At 66.8% G+C, this 17951-nt stretch carries 9 protein-coding genes; all 9 read left to right on the top strand.

What is annotated here, in order from left to right:
• Nucleotides 1-2268: putative maltokinase (locus BEK68_RS23805; protein ID WP_170816406.1), on the top strand; the 2268-nt coding region annotated here is incomplete at its 5' end.
• The gene (glgB, locus tag BEK68_RS23800; protein ID WP_012430072.1) at nucleotides 2265-4571 is read left to right on the top strand and encodes a 1,4-alpha-glucan branching protein GlgB; all 2307 of its coding nucleotides are present in this window, start codon (nucleotides 2265-2267) and stop codon (nucleotides 4569-4571) included. The genes BEK68_RS23805 and glgB, both read left to right, overlap by 4 nt.
• 589 nt (nucleotides 4572-5160) lie before the next feature.
• A complete protein-coding gene (gene glgX, locus BEK68_RS23795; protein ID WP_012430071.1) occupies nucleotides 5161-7461 on the top strand; it encodes a glycogen debranching protein GlgX in 2301 nt (766 codons plus the stop codon).
• On the top strand, nucleotides 7458-9299 hold the full coding sequence (gene treZ / locus BEK68_RS23790; RefSeq protein WP_012430070.1) for a malto-oligosyltrehalose trehalohydrolase: 1842 nt from the start codon (nucleotides 7458-7460) through the stop codon (nucleotides 9297-9299). The genes glgX and treZ overlap by 4 nt, the downstream gene beginning before the upstream one ends.
• 38 nt (nucleotides 9300-9337) lie before the next feature.
• The gene (gene malQ / locus BEK68_RS23785) at nucleotides 9338-11620 is read left to right on the top strand and encodes a 4-alpha-glucanotransferase (RefSeq protein WP_012430069.1); all 2283 of its coding nucleotides are present in this window, start codon (nucleotides 9338-9340) and stop codon (nucleotides 11618-11620) included.
• A complete protein-coding gene (treY, locus tag BEK68_RS23780) occupies nucleotides 11617-14439 on the top strand; it encodes a malto-oligosyltrehalose synthase (protein WP_012430068.1) in 2823 nt (940 codons plus the stop codon). The genes malQ and treY overlap by 4 nt, the downstream gene beginning before the upstream one ends.
• A gap of 135 nt (nucleotides 14440-14574) precedes the next feature.
• Complete coding sequence (locus BEK68_RS23775; protein WP_012430067.1) at nucleotides 14575-15822, top strand: MFS transporter; 1248 nt, start codon at nucleotides 14575-14577, stop codon at nucleotides 15820-15822.
• 55 nt (nucleotides 15823-15877) lie between these two features.
• Nucleotides 15878-16798 (top strand): amidohydrolase family protein, encoded by a 921-nt coding sequence (locus BEK68_RS23770; protein ID WP_012430066.1) that lies wholly within the window; start codon nucleotides 15878-15880, stop codon nucleotides 16796-16798.
• 118 nt (nucleotides 16799-16916) lie between these two features.
• Nucleotides 16917-17669 carry a class I SAM-dependent methyltransferase gene (locus tag BEK68_RS23765; RefSeq protein WP_012430065.1) on the top strand — a complete coding sequence of 251 codons (753 nt, stop codon included), beginning with the start codon at nucleotides 16917-16919 and terminating at the stop codon, nucleotides 17667-17669.
• Nucleotides 17670-17951: the final 282 nt, after the last annotated feature.

Here is a 17951-nt window from a genome sequence, read left to right as displayed (position 1 = left end):
GACCGCAACGGCGGCTTCTCGCGCGCCGACCCCGAACAGCTCGTGCTGCCGGCCATCATGGGCTCGCTGTACGGCTATGAATCGGTGAACGTGGAAGCGCAGAGCCGCGACGCGCATTCGCTGCTGAACTGGACGCGCCGGCTGCTTGCCACGCGCAAGCGGCATCGCGTGTTCGGCCGGGGTTCCATCCAGTTTCTGCAGCCGTCCAACCGCAAGGTGCTGGCGTATATCCGCGCGCTCGAAGGCGAAGCGCCGATCCTGTGCGTGGCGAACCTCTCCCGCGCCTCGCAGGCTGTGGAGCTGGATTTGTCCACCTTTGCGCAGCGGGTGCCGGTGGAGCTGATTGGCGGGACGGCGTTTCCGCCCATCGGCCAGTTGTCGTATCTGCTCACGCTGCCGCCCTACGCCTTCTATTGGCTGGAGCTGCGCGAGAACGAGCCTGGCCCGACCTGGTCGCAACCGGCTGCCGAGCAATTGCCCGAGTTCACGACGCTGGTGCTGCGCGCAGGGCTGGATGCCCTGGCCGATACGCGACAGCGCGAGGCACACCGCCAGTTGATCGAACGCGAAATCCTGCCAACCTATCTGCCCAAGCGCCGCTGGTTTGCCGCCAAGGACAGTGTGCTGCGTAGCGCAAAGTTTGCCTGGGGCGCCCCCGTGCCGGTGGATGCCGCATCCACCAACCGCCCGCTGGCCGGGGCAACGCGGCCCGAGGTGTTCCTCAACGAAGTGGCCGTCACGCTGGGCAGCCCCGACGGCACCGAGCGCGTCGAGCGCTACCTGCTGCCGCTTTCCATCGCATGGGAATCGGCCACGCTGCCGGCTCTGCCCATTCAGCTCGCCCTGGCGCGCGTGCGGCGCGGCCGCCATGTCGGCTACCTGACTGACGCCTTCACCACCGAGACCTTCGCCCGGGCGCTGCTCACCAACCTCGTGCGCGGCACCACGCTGGAAGCCAATGACGGCACCGTGCATTTCGAGCCTGAACCGAACATCGCAGAGCTGGCCGAACCTGCCGGGGCGCCTGAAGCCGGCAGCACACGGCCTGCGCCGCTGCCGCTGGCACCCGACACGCCCATCCAGTGGCTGGCGGCCGAGCAATCGAACAGCTCGCTGGTGATTGGCGAGTCCGTTATCGTCAAGCTGATCCGCCGTATCGCAACGGGCATCCACCCCGAGGTGGAGATGACGCGACACCTCACGCGCGTGGGCTACGCCAACACGGCGGCACTCATCGGCGAAGTCTCTCACCACGCTGCCGACGGCGAACGCGCCACGCTGGCCGTCATGCAGAGCTTCGTTCCCAACCAGGGCGATGCCTGGACGTGGGCACTGGACTACCTGCGACGCACCATCGACGAACTGGCCGTGCAGATGGAAGGCGTGACCACGGGCGATGGTGAATCGTCTCCGGTGGCGGTCTCGGAAGCGCGCGTGGATACCGACGAGGCGTTGGCCGGCTACGTCAACTTCATCGGCGTGATCGGCACGCGGCTGGGCGAATTGCATGCCGCGCTGGCGGCGCCCACCGAAGACCCGAACTTCGGCGCGCGCATTGCAGATGCCGACGATGCCACCTACTGGATCGCCCGCGTGAGCGAGCAGCTGACCCGCGCGCATGACAACCTGACGGCATGGCAACGGCAAAATCCCGACAGCGCACGGCAACCCGACGTGCAATGGCTGCTGTCGCAACACCAGGCGCTGCTCGACGCCGCCCGCGCGCATGCCGAAAACGGCCTGGGCGCAACGCTCTCGCGCATCCATGGCGATTTTCACCTCGGCCAGGTGCTGGTGGCGCAGGGCGATGCCTTCCTGATCGACTTTGAAGGCGAGCCCTCCCGCCCCGTGGAAGAACGCCGGCGCAAGACCAGCCCGCTGCGCGACGTGGCGGGGCTGATGCGCTCGCTCGACTACGTGGTGGGCGCCATGCGTCAGGGCCCCGATCATGTGGCCGGGCCCGCGCAGGAGCGCCGCAACGTCCTGCTGGAGCGGTTCCGCGCTGCGTCCACCGAACGCTTCCTGGAGGCGTATGCCGCTGCCATTCGCGGGCCCGATCTGAACGCGCTGGATCAGCCCGTGGTCGACTTTCACCTGCTCGATCTTTTCCTGCTGGAAAAGGCCGCATACGAAGTCAACTACGAAGCGTCCAACCGCCCGACCTGGCTGCCGATTCCGCTGGAAGGCTTCACACGCGTGGCACGCCGCCTGCTGCATGCAGAGCCACCATCACCCGCTGCAGAAGACCCGACGGGAGGCCCACCGTGACCGCGCTCGACTTTGCCACCCCAACCAAAACCGCTGCCGAACCCGAAGCACCGGTCGTGCTGCCGCCCGGCCTCGACCAGATGCAGGTCGATGCGCTGACGCATGGCCGCCTGGGTGACCCGTTTGCAGTGCTGGGGCCGCATCGCCTCGACACTGAAGATGGCCCGCGCTGGGTCGTGCGCGCTTTCTACCCGGGCGCGCGCCGTGTGCAGGCCATCGACTCGCGCGGCCAGATCATCACGGAGATGACGCCGGTGGGCCGGACGGGACTGTTCCACGGACCCCTGCGCGCCGATGCACAGGATGTGTATGGCCACCCGGAGCTGTATCGCCTGCGCGTCATCTGGCCTGCGGGCACCGGCCATGAAGCCGTGCAGGAAACCGAAGACCCATACGCCTTCGGGCTGCTGCTCGGCGATCTGGACATGCATCTGCTCAACGAGGGCACGCATTGGGCGCTGGCAAGCTGCCTGGGCGCGCAGGCGATGCGCATCGACGGCATCAGCGGCGTGCGCTTTGCGGTGTGGGCGCCGAACGCGCAGCGCGTGTCGGTGGTGGGCGAGTTCAACCAGTGGGACGGCCGTCGCCACCCCATGCGCCTGCGCCATCAGGCCGGCGTGTGGGAACTGTTTTTGCCGAGCGGCTTGGGCGTTGGCCCCGGCGCGCGCTACAAGTTCGAACTGATCGGCGCCGACGGCCGGCTGATGGTCAAGGCCGACCCCGCCGCCCGCCAGACCGAACCGCCGCCCGCCACCGCCTCCGTCGTGGCCGACCCGGCGCCGCTGCGCTGGAACGACGACGCGTGGATGCAAACGCGCGCCGAACGCCAGAAGCCCGACGCGCCCATCAGCATCTATGAAGTGCATGCCGGCTCCTGGCTGCGCGATCTGGAAGACGGCGGCCGCAACCTGCAATGGGATGAGCTGGCCGACCGGCTGATCCCCTACGTCACGGCGCTCGGCTTCACGCACATTGAACTGCTGCCGGTGGCGGAACACCCGTTTGGCGGCAGTTGGGGCTATCAGCCGCTGGGGCTGTTCGCACCGTCTGCGCGCTTTGGGGCGCCCGAGGCGTTTGCGCGCTTTGTCGACCGCTGCCATCAGGCTGGCCTGGGCGTCATCGTCGACTGGGTGCCCGCGCACTTCCCGACCGACGCGCACGGGCTGGCGCAGTTTGACGGCACCGCGCTGTATGAACACCAGGACCCGCGCGAAGGCTTCCATCAGGACTGGAACACGCTCATCTACAACTTCGGCCGCAACGAAGTGCGCGGATTCCTCATCGCGAGCGGGCTGGAATGGCTGGAGCGGTTCCACATTGACGGCCTGCGCGTGGATGCCGTGGCGTCGATGCTGTATCGCGACTACTCGCGCCGCGCCGGCGAATGGGTCCCCAACCGCTACGGCGGCCGCGAAAACCTCGAGGCCGTGGCGTTCATCCAGAAGATGAACACGGTCGTGCACGAACGCTGCCCCGGCGCCATCACCATCGCCGAAGAGTCGACCGCCTGGCCGGGCGTGACCGCGCCCGTGGAATTCAACGGCCTGGGCTTCGACTACAAGTGGAACATGGGTTGGATGCACGACACGCTGCATTACATGCAGCGCGACCCCGTGTACCGGCAGCACCATCACGACGGCATGACGTTCGGGCTGGTGTACGCGTTCTCCGAACACTTCATCCTGCCGATCTCGCACGACGAGGTGGTTCACGGCAAGGGCTCGCTGCTGGGCAAGATGCCCGGCGATGAGTGGCAACGGCTGGCGAACCTGCGTGCCTACCTCGCATTCATGTGGACGCATCCGGGCAAGAAGCTGCTGTTCATGGGCTGCGAGTTTGGGCAAGTGGGCGAATGGAATCACGACGCATCACCCGAGTGGCATCTGCTGGATGACCCGCGGCACCGTGGCGTGCAGCGGCTGGTGCATGACCTCAATGCGCTGTACCGGAACGAACCGTCATTGCATGCGCGAGACACCGCGCCCGAAGGGTTCAACTGGGTGATTGGCGACGACCGCACCAACAGCGTGTTTGCGTTCCTGCGGCTCGACGGCGAAGGGCGGCCGATGCTCGTGGTGGCGAATATGACGCCGGTGCCGCGGGAGGGGTATCGCATTGGCGTGCCGCCGGCGGACGGGGCCACGCAGTGGCGGGAGGTGCTGAACACGGATGCTGCCGTGTATGGCGGCAGCGATTTCGGGAACGGTGGGGCGGTGGATGTGGACCACGTGGCGGCGCATGGGCAGGAGCAGTCGTTGGTGTTAAGGCTGCCGCCGTTGGGGGTTGTGGTTTTGAAGGTTTGAGTTTCTTGCTGGTGGTGCATCCCTTGTTTCATCCCCTGCCGGGGCTGACTCACTTTCTTTGTCTTGCCAAAGAAGGTCAGCAAAGAAAGGCGCGCCCGAGATGGCGAAAGACTCCTTGAATTTATGTCGCAGAGAGGGGAAGGGAAAAACTCGCTTCGCTCAGACAGTTTCCCTTCCTCTTTCCTCTCTGCAACAGAAATTCCAGGCGCCATCTAGGGCTCCAAGGGCCAAACCATCGACCACAAGTGCAGTAGGCACCAGCAGCACAACGCGAAGCAAAGCGAGCAACACAGCAACAAGCAAGTGCCACTCGGGCACGCATACCAACGGTTCGGCCGTTGACGTTCCTGCCCTTGATGGCGCCTTGAATTTTTGTAAGCGGGCGGAAACAAGACGGGGAACTGTCTGAGCGAAGCGAGTTTTCCCCGTCTCCGCCCGATTACGAAATTCAAGGGATGGGTCGCCATCTCGGGCGCGCCTTTCTTTGCTGACCTTCTTTGGCAAGACAAAGAAAGTGAGTCGGGCCCGGCAGGGTACGAAACAGGGATGCACCACCAAGCCAAAAAGACGCACAACGAAACAACCTCTAATGCTCCGCTTCCCCAAAACCCTCTCCCCCGGCAAACCCTTCCCCCTAGGCGCTCAATGGGACGGCCTGGGCATCAACTTCGCCGTCTTCTCCGCCAACGCCAGCAAGATCGAGCTCTGCATCTTCGACCCCGCTGGCCGCAAGGAACTGACCCGCTTCGCCCTGCCTGAATGCACCGATGAGGTCTGGCACGGCTACCTGCCCGGGGTGGAAGCCGGCCTCGTCTACGGTTACCGCGCCTACGGCCCGTGGGAGCCGCAGCACGGCCATCGCTTCAACCCCCACAAGCTGCTGCTCGACCCCTACGCCCGCCGGCTGGTAGGCGCGCTGCGCTGGTCCGATGCGCTGTTCGGCTATCGGCTGAACTCCAACCGTGGTGACCTTTCATTCGACCGGCGCGACAGTGCACCGGCCATGCCCAAGGCCGTGGTCACCGATGAGTCGTTCAACTGGGGCAACGATATCCGCCCGAACACACCATGGTCGCGCACGGTCATCTATGAAGGACATGTGCGCGGGATGTCGATGCTGCGCGAAGACCTGCTGCCGCCCGAGCGCGGCACCTTCAGCGCGCTGGGCGACAGCGTCTTTATCGAGCGCCTGCAGCGGCTGGGCATCACCGCCATCGAACTGTTGCCCATTCACGCCTTCCTGCAGGACCAGTTTCTGGTGGAGCGCGGCCTGCGCAACTACTGGGGCTACAACACGCTGTGCTTCTTTGCGCCAGAGCCGTCGTACCTGTCGGCGCCTTCGCTGCATGAGCTGAAGGTGGCGATCCGGCGGCTGCATGCAGCCGGCATCGAGGTGTTGCTCGACGTCGTCTACAACCACACGTGCGAGGGCAGCGAGTTGGGGCCGACGCTTTCGTTCCGGGGGCTGGACAACGCGAGCTACTACCGCCTCGTGCCGGGCCAGGAACGCTACTACATCAACGACACGGGCTGCGGTAACACGCTGAACCTGTCGCATCCGCGCGTGCTGCAGATGGTGATGGATTCGCTGCGCTACTGGGTCAACGCATTCCATGTGGATGGCTTCCGCTTTGACCTGGGCGTCACGCTCGGGCGCGAGGGCAACGGCTTCGATCCGGGCTCGGGCTTCTTCGATGCCATACGCCAGGACCCGGTGCTCTCCACCGTCAAGCTGATCTCCGAACCTTGGGACGTCGGCCCTGACGGCTACCAGGTCGGCAACCACCCGCCTGGCTTTGCCGAGTGGAACGACCGCTTTCGCGATGGCATCCGCCGCTTCTGGCGTGGCGATTCGGGCCAGCGCCCGGACCTCGCCGCGCGCCTGACCGGCAGTGGCGACATGTTCGACCGCCGCCATCGCCGGCCGTGGGCGTCGATCAATTACGTGGCCTCGCACGACGGCTTCACGTTGCACGACCTCGTGAGCTACGCCGACAAGCACAACGATGCCAATGGCGAAGACAACCGCGACGGCCACAATGACAACTGCAGCGCCAACTGGGGCACCGAAGGCCCCACCCAGGACCCTGCCATCCAAGCCCTGCGAGAACGCGTGACGCGCGCACTGCTGGCCACGGTGTTCTTCTCCAACGGCACGCCGATGCTGTTGGCAGGCGATGAATTCGGCCGCACGCAAGACGGCAACAACAACGCCTATTGCCAGGACAACGCCCTTTCATGGCTCGATTGGTCGCTGCTGCAGAAAGACCCCGGGCAGGCGCTCGCCCGCTATACGGCGCGGCTGATCGCGCTGCGCAAGGCAAGCCCGGCGCTGCGCTGGCCGCATTACGTGCACGGCAACACCGAGATCCTGCCGGGCGTGCCGGACATCGCCTGGTTTGACGAGCGCGGCCAGACGCTCTCACCCGACGCGTGGAACGACAGCGAGGCGCGGGCGTTGGCGCTGCGCCGCGCCTGCGTCGAGACCATCGACGCAGAGGCGCGCCCGCACGTGGCGTTGTTGCTCATCAACGGTGCGGCGACAGACCTGACGTTCACGCTGCCCGAGCCGGCCATGGACTGGCTACTCGCCATCGACAGCGCAGCGCCCGAGCAAGACGCTCGACCACACAGCGGCGGTACCCTCAACGTGGCAGGGCGCAGCGTTGTGCTGCTGCTCGCCACGCAGCTCGCCACGATCGCCCAGATTGCCGGGCAGCCCGATGCAGACGCCAGCGGCGAAACCCTCGGGCACGTTCCCGACGCGCACAACGCAGCGCAGAACGCACTGCAGAACGCCACCCCAGAACAACCGGCGTCTGACGACGAGCGCACCGCCCCAACCGCCGGCCAAGCAGCCAGCGATGCCAATGGAGACGCCACGCGATGACCGCACCCGCCCCCCGGTTTGCGCACGACATGCCGTTCGGCGCCACCGTCCTGGCTGACGGCAACACCCGCTTCCGGTTGTGGGCGCCCGACGCGACCGCGGCCTGGATCGACATCGACGACACGCGCGGCAACGAGTCCATTCGTATGGACGCCGAACCCGACGGTTGGTACGCAGCGGTGGCACCCGTGGGCTCCGGCACGTGCTATCGGTACCGCCTCACCAATCGAGACGGCGTGACGCTGTCAGTGCCCGACCCCGCCGCACGCGCACAGTGGCAGGACATACCTGGCCCAAGCCTTGTCGTTGATCCGCAGCGTTACCGCTGGCAGCACGCCGACTGGCAAGGGCGGCCCTGGCACGAGACGGTGCTGTACGAACTGCACGTCGGCGCGCTGGGCGGTTTCAAGGGTGTGCGGGGGCGGCTGCCGGAACTGGCGCGGCTGGGCATCACGGCCATCGAGTTGATGCCGGTGGCGGAATTTCCGGGCGCGCGCAACTGGGGCTATGACGGCGTGCTGCCCTTTGCGCCCGACGCCAGCTATGGCACGCCGGACGACCTCAAGGCATTGATCGACACCGCGCACGGGCTCGGCATGATGGTGTTTCTCGATGTGGTCTACAACCACTTCGGGCCGGATGGAAACTACCTGCACCACTACGCGCGCAGCTTCTTCCGCGACGATGTGCATACGCCCTGGGGCGCCGCCATCGATTTCCGCAAGCCGCAGGTGCGCGAGTTCTTCATCCAGAACGCGTTGATGTGGCTGATGGAATATCGCTTTGACGGCCTGCGGCTCGACGCCGTGCACGCCATCACCGAGCGCGACTGGCTGGGCGAACTCGCCGCCCGCGTGCGACTGTCGGCCGAGCCTGGCCGGCATGTGCATCTGGTGCTGGAGAACGAGCACAACGCCGCATCGCTGCTGCGCGATGGCAACACCCATGGCGACTTCGATGCGCAGTGGAACGACGACGGCCACAACGTGCTGCATGTGCTTCTCACCGGCGAGCGCGAAGCCTATTACGCAGCCTATGCCGATGCGCCCGCGCAGCGCCTGGCGCGCGTGCTGCAAGACGGCTTCTGCTACCAGGGTGAGCCGTCACCCATCCATGACAACGCGCCGCGCGGTGAACCAAGCGCGCACTTGCCGCCCACCGCGTTCGTGCTTTTCCTGCAGAACCACGACCAGATCGGCAATCGTGCCTTTGGCGAACGGCTGACGCAGCTTGCCCACCCCGATGCGCTGCACGCCGCGCAAGTGCTGTTGCTGCTGAGCCCGCAGATTCCAATGCTGTTCATGGGTGAGGAATGGGGCAGCACCTGCCCGTTCCAATACTTCACCAGCCATCACGGCATGCTGGCCGAAGCCGTGCGGGAGGGCCGCCGCAGGGAGTTTGCCAAGTTCGAGGCGTTTGCCGATCCGCACCAGCGCGAGCGCATTCCCGATCCCAACGAAGAGCTGACCTACCTCGCCTCCTGCCCCGGCGAGGCGAACCTGGCCGAACCCGCACAGCTCAACACACTGAACCGCATGCACCGCCTGCTGGCACTGCGTCACGCAGAGATCATCCCGCGCCTGCCCCATGCGCGCGCGCTCGATGCGGTGGCGCTGGGCCACGCCGGGGCCATTGCCCGCTGGCGCATGGGCGATGGCAGCGTGCTCACGCTGATGCTCAATCTGGCCGATCAACCCGTGGCGGTGCCCACGGTGCTGGCGGGCAGCCCAGCCGATCTGCTGCACGAATCGCGCGAGGGCGCCGCCGCCGCGCTCATCACGCATCGCCTGCCGGAGCGCGCGTGCGTGGCATTGCTGCACACGCCATCACCCGGCTGACGTCTGACAACCGCAATGCGCCAACGCACCCGCACACCATGGATCGCACGACCAACCTATCCGGCACGCCGCGCACGCCGCTCCAGCAACTGGCCACCGATGCCGGGCTGCTGGTCGACTGGGAAGATGCTGCCAGCCGGCCCATGCGCGTGGCCGACGAGGTGCTGCGCGCCGTGCTCTTCACGCTCGGCCTGCCGGCCGGCACCCCGGCCCAGGTGTCGGAAAGCCAGGCGCGCCTGCGCGCGGAAGCCGAAGCGGTGGCCATACCGCCGCTCGTGACCGGCGTGGTCGGGCAACCGATCGTGCTGCAGACGTCTGCGCCCCAAGCCGCGTTGCTGGACGGACAACCCTATCGTGTTGATTTCGAGTCCGACGGCAGCACCGAGGGCAGGATCAGCGTCAGCGCAAGCGAGCACCATGCAACGCTGCGCCTGGCAGCGGTACAGGCCGTTGGCTACCACCGCCTGACCATCGACGCCGGGCCGGGCACCGTGATCGAAGCCACGCTCGCCATTGCTCCTGCGCGTTGCTATGGTGTGGCCGATGCGCTACGCCAGCACGATCGCCCCACCGACTCACGCCTGTGGGGCGCCTCCGCACAGCTCTATGGCTTGCGATGCGATGCGGAACGCGCGGCCAGCAGCGCAGGCCTGGGCGACTACACCGCCGCGGGCACGCTGGCGCGGCATCTCTCGCAGCGCGGCGCGGATGCGTTGGCACTGAGCCCTGTGCACGCCATGTTCACGGCCGACCCGCGTCGGTATTCGCCGTACTCGCCATCGAGCCGCCTGTTCCTGAACGCGTGGATGATCGACCCGGCCGCGCTCTTTGGGAACGAAACCGTACGGCAAGCCGTGGTCGACTGCAACCTCGTCGCGGACTATGCCCGGCTGGAAGCCGCACCGCTCATCGACTGGCCGGCCAGCGGCAACGCCCGCATGACGGTGCTGCGCGCGCTGCATCGGCGCCTGCTGCAAGCACCGCTCGGAGACACCATCGGCCAGACGCTGCTGGACGATTTTCGCGCGTACTGCATCAATGGCGGCGCCAGCCTGCGCGACCATGCGCACTTTGAAGCGCTGAATGCGCACCTTGGGCCCGCGCATTGGAAGCAGTGGCCCGCGCAGTATCAAGATCCGAGCTACCTGGGCGTTCAGGCCTTCGCGCGTGAGCATGAAGATGCGGTGAACTTCCACCTCTTCCTGCAATGGGCGGCGGCACGCCAGTGGGCCATCGCGCAGCGCACCGCGGAGGGCGCCGGCATGGCCATCGGCCTCGTCGCCGACCTGGCTGTTGGCACCGACAGCGCAGGCAGCCACGCGTGGGCCCGGCAACGCGACTTGCTGATCGGCGTGACGGTGGGTGCGCCGCCCGATGTGTTCAACGCACAGGGCCAGGGCTGGGGCCTGACCACCTTCAGCCCGCGTGCCATGCGCACGCAAGGCTTTTCGGCCTTTATCGAGATGCTGCGCGCGGTGATGGCCGTGCCCGGCGGTGTGCGCATCGACCACGTGCTCGGGCTCATGCGGCTGTGGGTGATTCCCGATGGCGCGCGGCCGCTCGACGGCGTGTACCTGCGCTACCCGATGCAGGATCTGCTGCGGCTGGTGGCGCTGGAATCGTGGCGCAACCGATGCATCGTCATTGGCGAAGACCTGGGCACCGTGCCTGCTGGCCTGCGCGACAAGCTCGCCGACGACGGCCTGCTCGGCATGCGCATCCTCTGGTTCGAGCGCGAATACACGCGCGACGATGCGCCCTTCAAGGCGCCGCGCACGTGGGCGCCAGCCTCCGTCGCGATGACCAGCACGCACGACCTGCCCACGCTCGTCGGCTGGTGGATCGGCAACGATCTGCGCTGGCAAGCCCAGCTCGGCCTGCTGCCGGCCGGCATGAGCGAGAGCGAGGCGCACGCGCGCCGCATGGACGATCGCGCCGCACTGGTTGCCGCCTTTGCAGAGCACAACCGGCTGGTGCTGGCCGATGGCGGCGTGCCGATGATCGGCGTGGCGTCGCTGCAGGCGGCGCTGGAACAGACGCGCGTGGCCACCGCGGCGCAAGCTGAAGTCATCTTGCAAGCCAGCGCGCAGGACTTTGCCACGGCAGCCACCGTGTTTACGGGCGCGGCCAATACGCCGCTTGCGCTGGTGCCGCTGGAGGACTTGCTCGGCCTTGTCGAGCAGCCCAACCTGCCGAGCACGATCGACACACACCCGAACTGGCGACGTCGTCTGCCAGGGCCGGCCGGCACGCTGATCGAGGCACCCACGGTGCTGGCGCGCCTGTCAGCGCTGGCCAACGCGCGCAACAGCATGTCATGAGCGAACTGACCACACCCCCCGCACCCGTCACCCTCCAACGTGTGCCGCGCGCCACGGTGCGGCTGCAACTGCACCGCGACTTTACGTTCGACCATGCGCGCGCGTTGCTGGATGACTTCGCCGCGCTCGGCATCTCGCACCTCTACACGTCGCCCATCACCACGGCGCAACCGGGCTCCACGCATGGCTATGACGTCGTCGACCCCACACACGTGAACCCCGAGCTGGGCGGCGAACGCGCGCTCGAACAGTTGGTGGATGCGCTGCATGCGCGCGGCATGGGGCTCGTCGTCGATATCGTGCCAAACCACATGGGCGTGGGGGGCGCGCACAACACGTGGTGGTTGGACGTGCTCGAATCCGGCCCCGAGAGCACCTACGCCAACTTCTTCGATATCGACTGGCAACCGCCCAACCCGGCCCTGCGCAACAAGGTGCTCGCGCCCTTCCTTGGCGAAAACTACGCCGACGCGCTGGCCGGCGGCCGACTGCAGCTGACCTACGACGACACGGCTGCGCGCCTGGCGATTGCGTACTACGATCACCGGTTCCCGATTGCGCTGGCCGACTATGCCGCGTTGCTTCGCGCGGGCAACGCTGACACCGCCACCCACGCGGTGGCCGACCGCTTTGCCGCGCTCGGCACGATCCGCTCACTGCGCACGCGCCGCGAACGTGCCGACGAAGCACGCGACGCGCTGCGCAACCTCGCCACCACGGAAGCCGGCGCCGCACACATCGCAGAAGCCGTGCGCACGCTCAATGCGCAACCCGATCAACTCGATGCGCTGATGGCGCGCCAGCACTGGCGCCTTGCCCATTGGTGCACCGCCAATGATGAGATCAACTGGCGCCGCTTCTTCGATATCGGCTCGCTGGCCGGCCTGCGCATGGAGCGCGCCGAAGTCTTTGAAGCCACGCACGCGCTGCTGTTCCGGCTCTATCGCCTGGGCTGGATTGACGGCGTGCGCATCGACCACGTTGATGGCCTGGCCGATCCTGCCGCCTACTGCCGCCAGCTACGCCGCCGTCTGCAAGACGAGCATGCCGCACGCCCCGCCGACCGGCTCACGAACCACCCGTGGATCGTCGTCGAAAAGATCCTCGCCAGCGATGAACCCATGCGCACCGACTGGGGCGTCGACGGCACCAGCGGCTACGACTTCATGAACCAGGTGGGCGCACTGTTGCACGACGCGCACGGCGAGACCGCCCTCACCCAGGGCTGGCTGGAGTGGATCGGCGCACCGGTGGCTGACGCGCCGTTCTCCGCGACGACTGCGCCCGCACGCCGCCAGATCCTGCATGTGCACTTTGCGGCGGAACTCGATTCAGCCACGTCGGCGCTGCACGCGGTGGCGCAGCAGAACCACAGCAGCCACGACGTGACGTGGCACGCCATCCGCCGCGCACTGGCCGAGGTGATCGTCCACTTTCCGGTGTATCGCACCTATGCGAATGCGCAACAACGCGACGCACAGGATTCGGCCATCCTGCAAACCGCCATGTCGCGGGCGGCGACCTGCCTGCGGCGCGTCGATCAGCCTGTGCTCGGCTGGCTCGATGCTTGGCTGGGCGGGCAACCGGCCGGGCAGGACAAACTGCGCCAACTGGCCTTGCGGCGGTGCCAGCAGTTATCGTCGCCGGTGGCGGCCAAGGCGGTGGAAGACACGGCGTGCTACCGATACGGGCGGCTGCTGTCGCGCAACGAGGTCGGCGCGAATCCGGGCGAGTTTTCCATGAGCGCCAACGCGTTCCATCACGCCATGCAAGCGCGCGCCCACACGTGGCCTCACGCGATGCTCACCACCGCCACGCACGACCACAAGCGCGGCGAAGACGTGCGCGCGCGATTGGCCGTGCTGTCTGAGCGTCCGACGCAGTGGCTGGCCGCCGCACACCAATGGCGTGCGGAACACGCTGCGTGGGTGCAAAAACTGCCTGCCGGCCCCGCGCCCTCGCCCGCCGCGCAGTGGATGCTGTATCAAACGCTGGTGGGCATCTGGCCGGCGGACCTCGACTGGCATGACGCCGATGCCGTGCGCGAGTTGGCCGAGCGCGTCGCACAGTGGCAGGAAAAGGCGCAGCGCGAAGCCAAGCTGCGCACTGACTGGTTCGCGCCCGATGCGGACTACGAAGCCGCCAGCCGCAATTTCGTCTTCACGCTGCTGACAGGCGAAGCGGCCCCGACCTTCCTGCCTTCGCTCTGCGCTTTCGTGCAAAGCGTGGCGCCCGCCGCGGCCATCAACGGCCTCGTGCAGACCTTGCTGCGCACCACGCTGCCCGGCGTGCCCGACCTCTATCAGGGCGCCGATTTCTGGGACACCAGCCTCGTTGATCCCGACAACCGCCGGCCCGTCGACTACGCCGCTCGGCACCGCGCATTGCGGGCATTGCACTTGCATGCGGGCCATGGCCTCGCGTCACTGCTCGCGCATTGGACCGACGGCCGCATCAAGCAAGCCGTACTGGCACGTGCACTGGCCCTGCGTGCCGCGCTGCCAGCGGTGTTCGAATCCGGCGATTACCAACCGCTGGCCGTGACCGGCAGCGGCGCACAGCACGTGTTGGCGTTTGCGCGTGTGCATGGCGCCAACGCGATCATCGTGATCGTGCCGCTGCATGCCTCCGCACTGCTGGGCCATGCCCCCGCACCAACGTTCGCGGATGGTGCTTGGCGGGACACCACGGTCTGTTTGCCGTCCACGCTCTCGCATCTTCCCCTGCATAACGCATTCGACGGCCAGACACTGCACAGCCCGCGCCTGGCGTTGGGCCAGGTGCTGGCGCACTTGCCGGTCGCCCTGCTGCATACCTGATCGCTGCTGCACCCCTCCGCACGGGTTAACACCGACTGCACCGTCCCTTGGCTCACTCTAGAATTCCTCTATTCATATAGATGACTAGAGCAATGCGTGAATCATGCATCGCTCACGTCACCCGGAGGAGACTGCATGTTCGGCTGGTTCAAAGAGATTTCGAAAGGGGAAAAGCGCACGTTCTGGGCCTGCTTTGGCGGCTGGGCGCTCGACGCGCTGGACGTGCAGATGTTCAGCCTCGTCATCCCGACCATCATCGCGGCCTGGCACATCGGCAAGGCCGAGGCGGGGCTGGTGTCGGGCATCACGCTGGTGGCGTCGGCCCTGGGCGGCTGGATTGCCGGCGCATTGACCGACCGCTTCGGCCGCGTGCGTACGCTGCAGATCACGGTGCTGTGGTTCTCGCTGGCCACATTCGCCTCGGCCTTCGCGCAGAATTTCGAGCAGTTCCTGGTGCTCAAGGCCATCCAGGGTTTCGGCTTTGGCGGCGAATGGGCGGCGGGCGCCGTGCTAATGGCCGAGAGCATTCGCGCCAGCCACCGCGGCAAGGCCATGGGCACCGTGCAGAGCGCATGGGCCGTGGGCTGGGGCGCGGCGGTGCTGCTGTATGCGCTCACGTATTCCTTCATTGAACCCGATCTTGCCTGGCGCGTGATGTTCGCTGCGGGGTTGCTGCCGGCGCTGCTCATCATCTACATCCGCCGTGGCGTGCAGGAACCCGTGCCGGCGGCCACGCCGGATGCGAACGCCAACGCGATGCCGATCTCTCGCTTTCCGCTGCTCGACATCTTCCGCCCGCAGGTGCTGCGCATGACGCTGATCGGCGGCCTGCTGGGCGTGGGCGCGCATGGCGGCTACTACGCGCTGATGACGTGGCTGCCGACGTATCTGAAGACAGAGCGGCACTTGTCGGTGCTCGGCACGGGCGGCTACCTGGCGGTGATCATCTTCGCCTTCTGGTGCGGCTGCGTGGCCAGTGCATGGCTGCTGGACGTGCTCGGCCGTCGCGGCAACATCCTGCTGTTCTCGTGCTGCTGCGTGGTGACGGTGCTGGTGTATCTGCTCGTACCGCTGTCGGATGGCGCGATGCTGGTGCTGGGCTTTCCGCTGGGCTTCTTTGCGGCGGGCATTCCGGCCAGCATGGGCGCGTTGTTCAACGAGCTGTATCCGCAGGGCGTGCGCGGCACGGGCGTGGGCTTTTGCTACAACTTCGGCCGCGTGGTGTCTGCCGCGTTCCCGGTGCTGGTGGGCAAGATGAGCGCCTCGATGTCGCTGGGCACGGCCATCGGCATCGACGCGGCCATCGCGTATTCGATCGTCGCAGTGGCCGTGCTGATGCTGCCCGAAACGAAGGGCCGCGACCTCGCTGCCGTTACGGTCTGAACACCCATCACAACATCATGACGACGCACTCGATCCGTCGCCGCCAGGAGACCCCATGCCCACCCGCCGCGCCTTCAACACCGGATTGCTTGCCATGCTAGGTTCCACCGCCCTTGCCGGCTGCGCCGCCACCGGCAACAGCGACGCCACGCGCGGCACTTCCGCGGGCATCACTGCCATCGATACGCATGCGCATGTATTCGAGCGCGGCTTGCCGCTGGCCGATGCGCGCCGCTATGCGCCCACGTATGACGCGCCGCTGCCGGCCTACCTGGCGCAGCTCGACGCGCATGGCGTGTCGCACGGTGTGCTGGTCCAGCCGAGCTTCCTGGGCGTCGACAACAGCTACCTGCTGGCCGCGCTCAAACAGGCGCCGCAGCGCTTGCGCGGCGTGGCCGTCATCGACCCGGCCGCGCCCGAAACCCTGCTCGCGCAGATGAACGCCGAGGGCATCGTCGGCATCCGCCTGAACCTGATCGGTGCGGCAGACCCGCAATTGAAATCGCCCGTGTGGCAAGCCTCGCTGGCACGCCTGCATGCGCTGGGCTGGCATGTGGAACTGCACGTCGAGGCACGCCGCCTGCCCGCGCTGCTGCAGCCGCTGCAGGAAGCGCAGGTGAACGTGGTGGTCGATCATTTCGGCCGTCCCGACCCGGCACTCGGCGTGGACGACCCCGGCTTTGCCGCATTGCTCGCCGCCGGCCGCTCGCGCCGCGTGTGGGTGAAGATTTCCGGTGCCTACCGGAATGGCGCCAACGGACGCGGCGAAGCCATCGCGCAGGCCGCCATGCCGCGCCTGAAAGATGCGCTCGGCCTGGACCGCCTGGTATGGGGCAGCGACTGGCCGCACACGCAGTTCGAATCGCAGATCGACTACGACAAGATGTGGGCCTTCGCCGGCGTGCTCCTGCCCAGCGCAGCGGACCGCAAGCAGGTGCTGGTCGACACGCCCGCGCAATTGTTCCGCTTCGGCTGAACGCGCGATACCCCGAAGCGCTCGCGCGATACCCCATTTCGCGAATCACGAATTTCGCCGCGCGGGCCGCGCTCCTACACTGGCCGCTCCTCATCCCCACAAGCCGTAAGGAGCAGACATGCAGCAGCATCGACTCGTCGACCAGCAATTCGGCCAAGTCGCCCAGGCCTACCTGACCAGCGCCGTGCACGCGCAGGGCGCCGATCTCGACGCGCTGGCCGCGCTGGCGCAATCGGCGCCGCACGCCAAGGTGCTCGATCTGGGCAGCGGCGGCGGGCACGTGAGCTTTGCCATGGCGCCGCACGTGGCCGCCATGGTGGCGTATGACCTGTCGGAAGACATGCTGGGCGTGGTGGCCGCCGAAGCCGCGCGCCGCGGCCTCGCGCAATTGCACACGCAAGCTGGCCGCGCTGAAAACCTGCCCTTTGACGATGCCGCGTTCGACATCGTTGCCACGCGTTTTTCTGCCCATCATTGGTACGACGTGCGCAAGGGCCTGTCTGAAGCGCGCCGTGTGCTCAAACCCGGCGGCAAGCTCGTCATCGTGGATATCGTCGCGCCGGAAGTGCCGCTGCTCGACACGCTGCTGCAGACCGCCGAGGTGCTGCGCGATGCGTCGCACGTGCGCGACTACCGTGTGTCCGAATGGCAGGCCATGCTGGCGGAGGCCGGCTTCCAGCCTGGCACACCGCGCACCTGGAAGCTGATGATGGCCTTCGACAGCTGGATCGCCCGCATCCGCACCCCGCAGGTCCGGGCCGATGCCATCCGCGACCTGTTCGACCGCGCAGCCGACGAAGCGCGCGCGTACTTTGCCGTGGCGCCCGACCATTCATTTGCCATCGACGCGATGCTCATCGAGGCCACCTGAGTCACATGAGCGGCTTTGGCGCCTTCACCCTTCTCATCCTTTTTGTCACACCCATTCGAGGGGTGCCGCGATACGGCGCCGTTTTCAGGGTTTCGCTTAATCCAGAATGAAAAAAATGTGATATCGGAACGCGTGTACGAACACGGGGTTGCCGGTAGCCTTCCGGGTTACCGTCGATCCCGGTCGGCATTTGGCGCGCGACACTGCGCCGACTTCCGATTTCCATGTACGCCCTGTTCCCCGCCTTCGTCTCGTCGCTCTTCCTGTTCTACGGCGTCTACG

This window comes from Ralstonia pickettii (assembly GCF_001699815.1).
Lineage (GTDB): Bacteria > Pseudomonadota > Gammaproteobacteria > Burkholderiales > Burkholderiaceae > Ralstonia > Ralstonia thomasii.
This window is presented reverse-complemented; position numbering and strand designations above follow the sequence as displayed.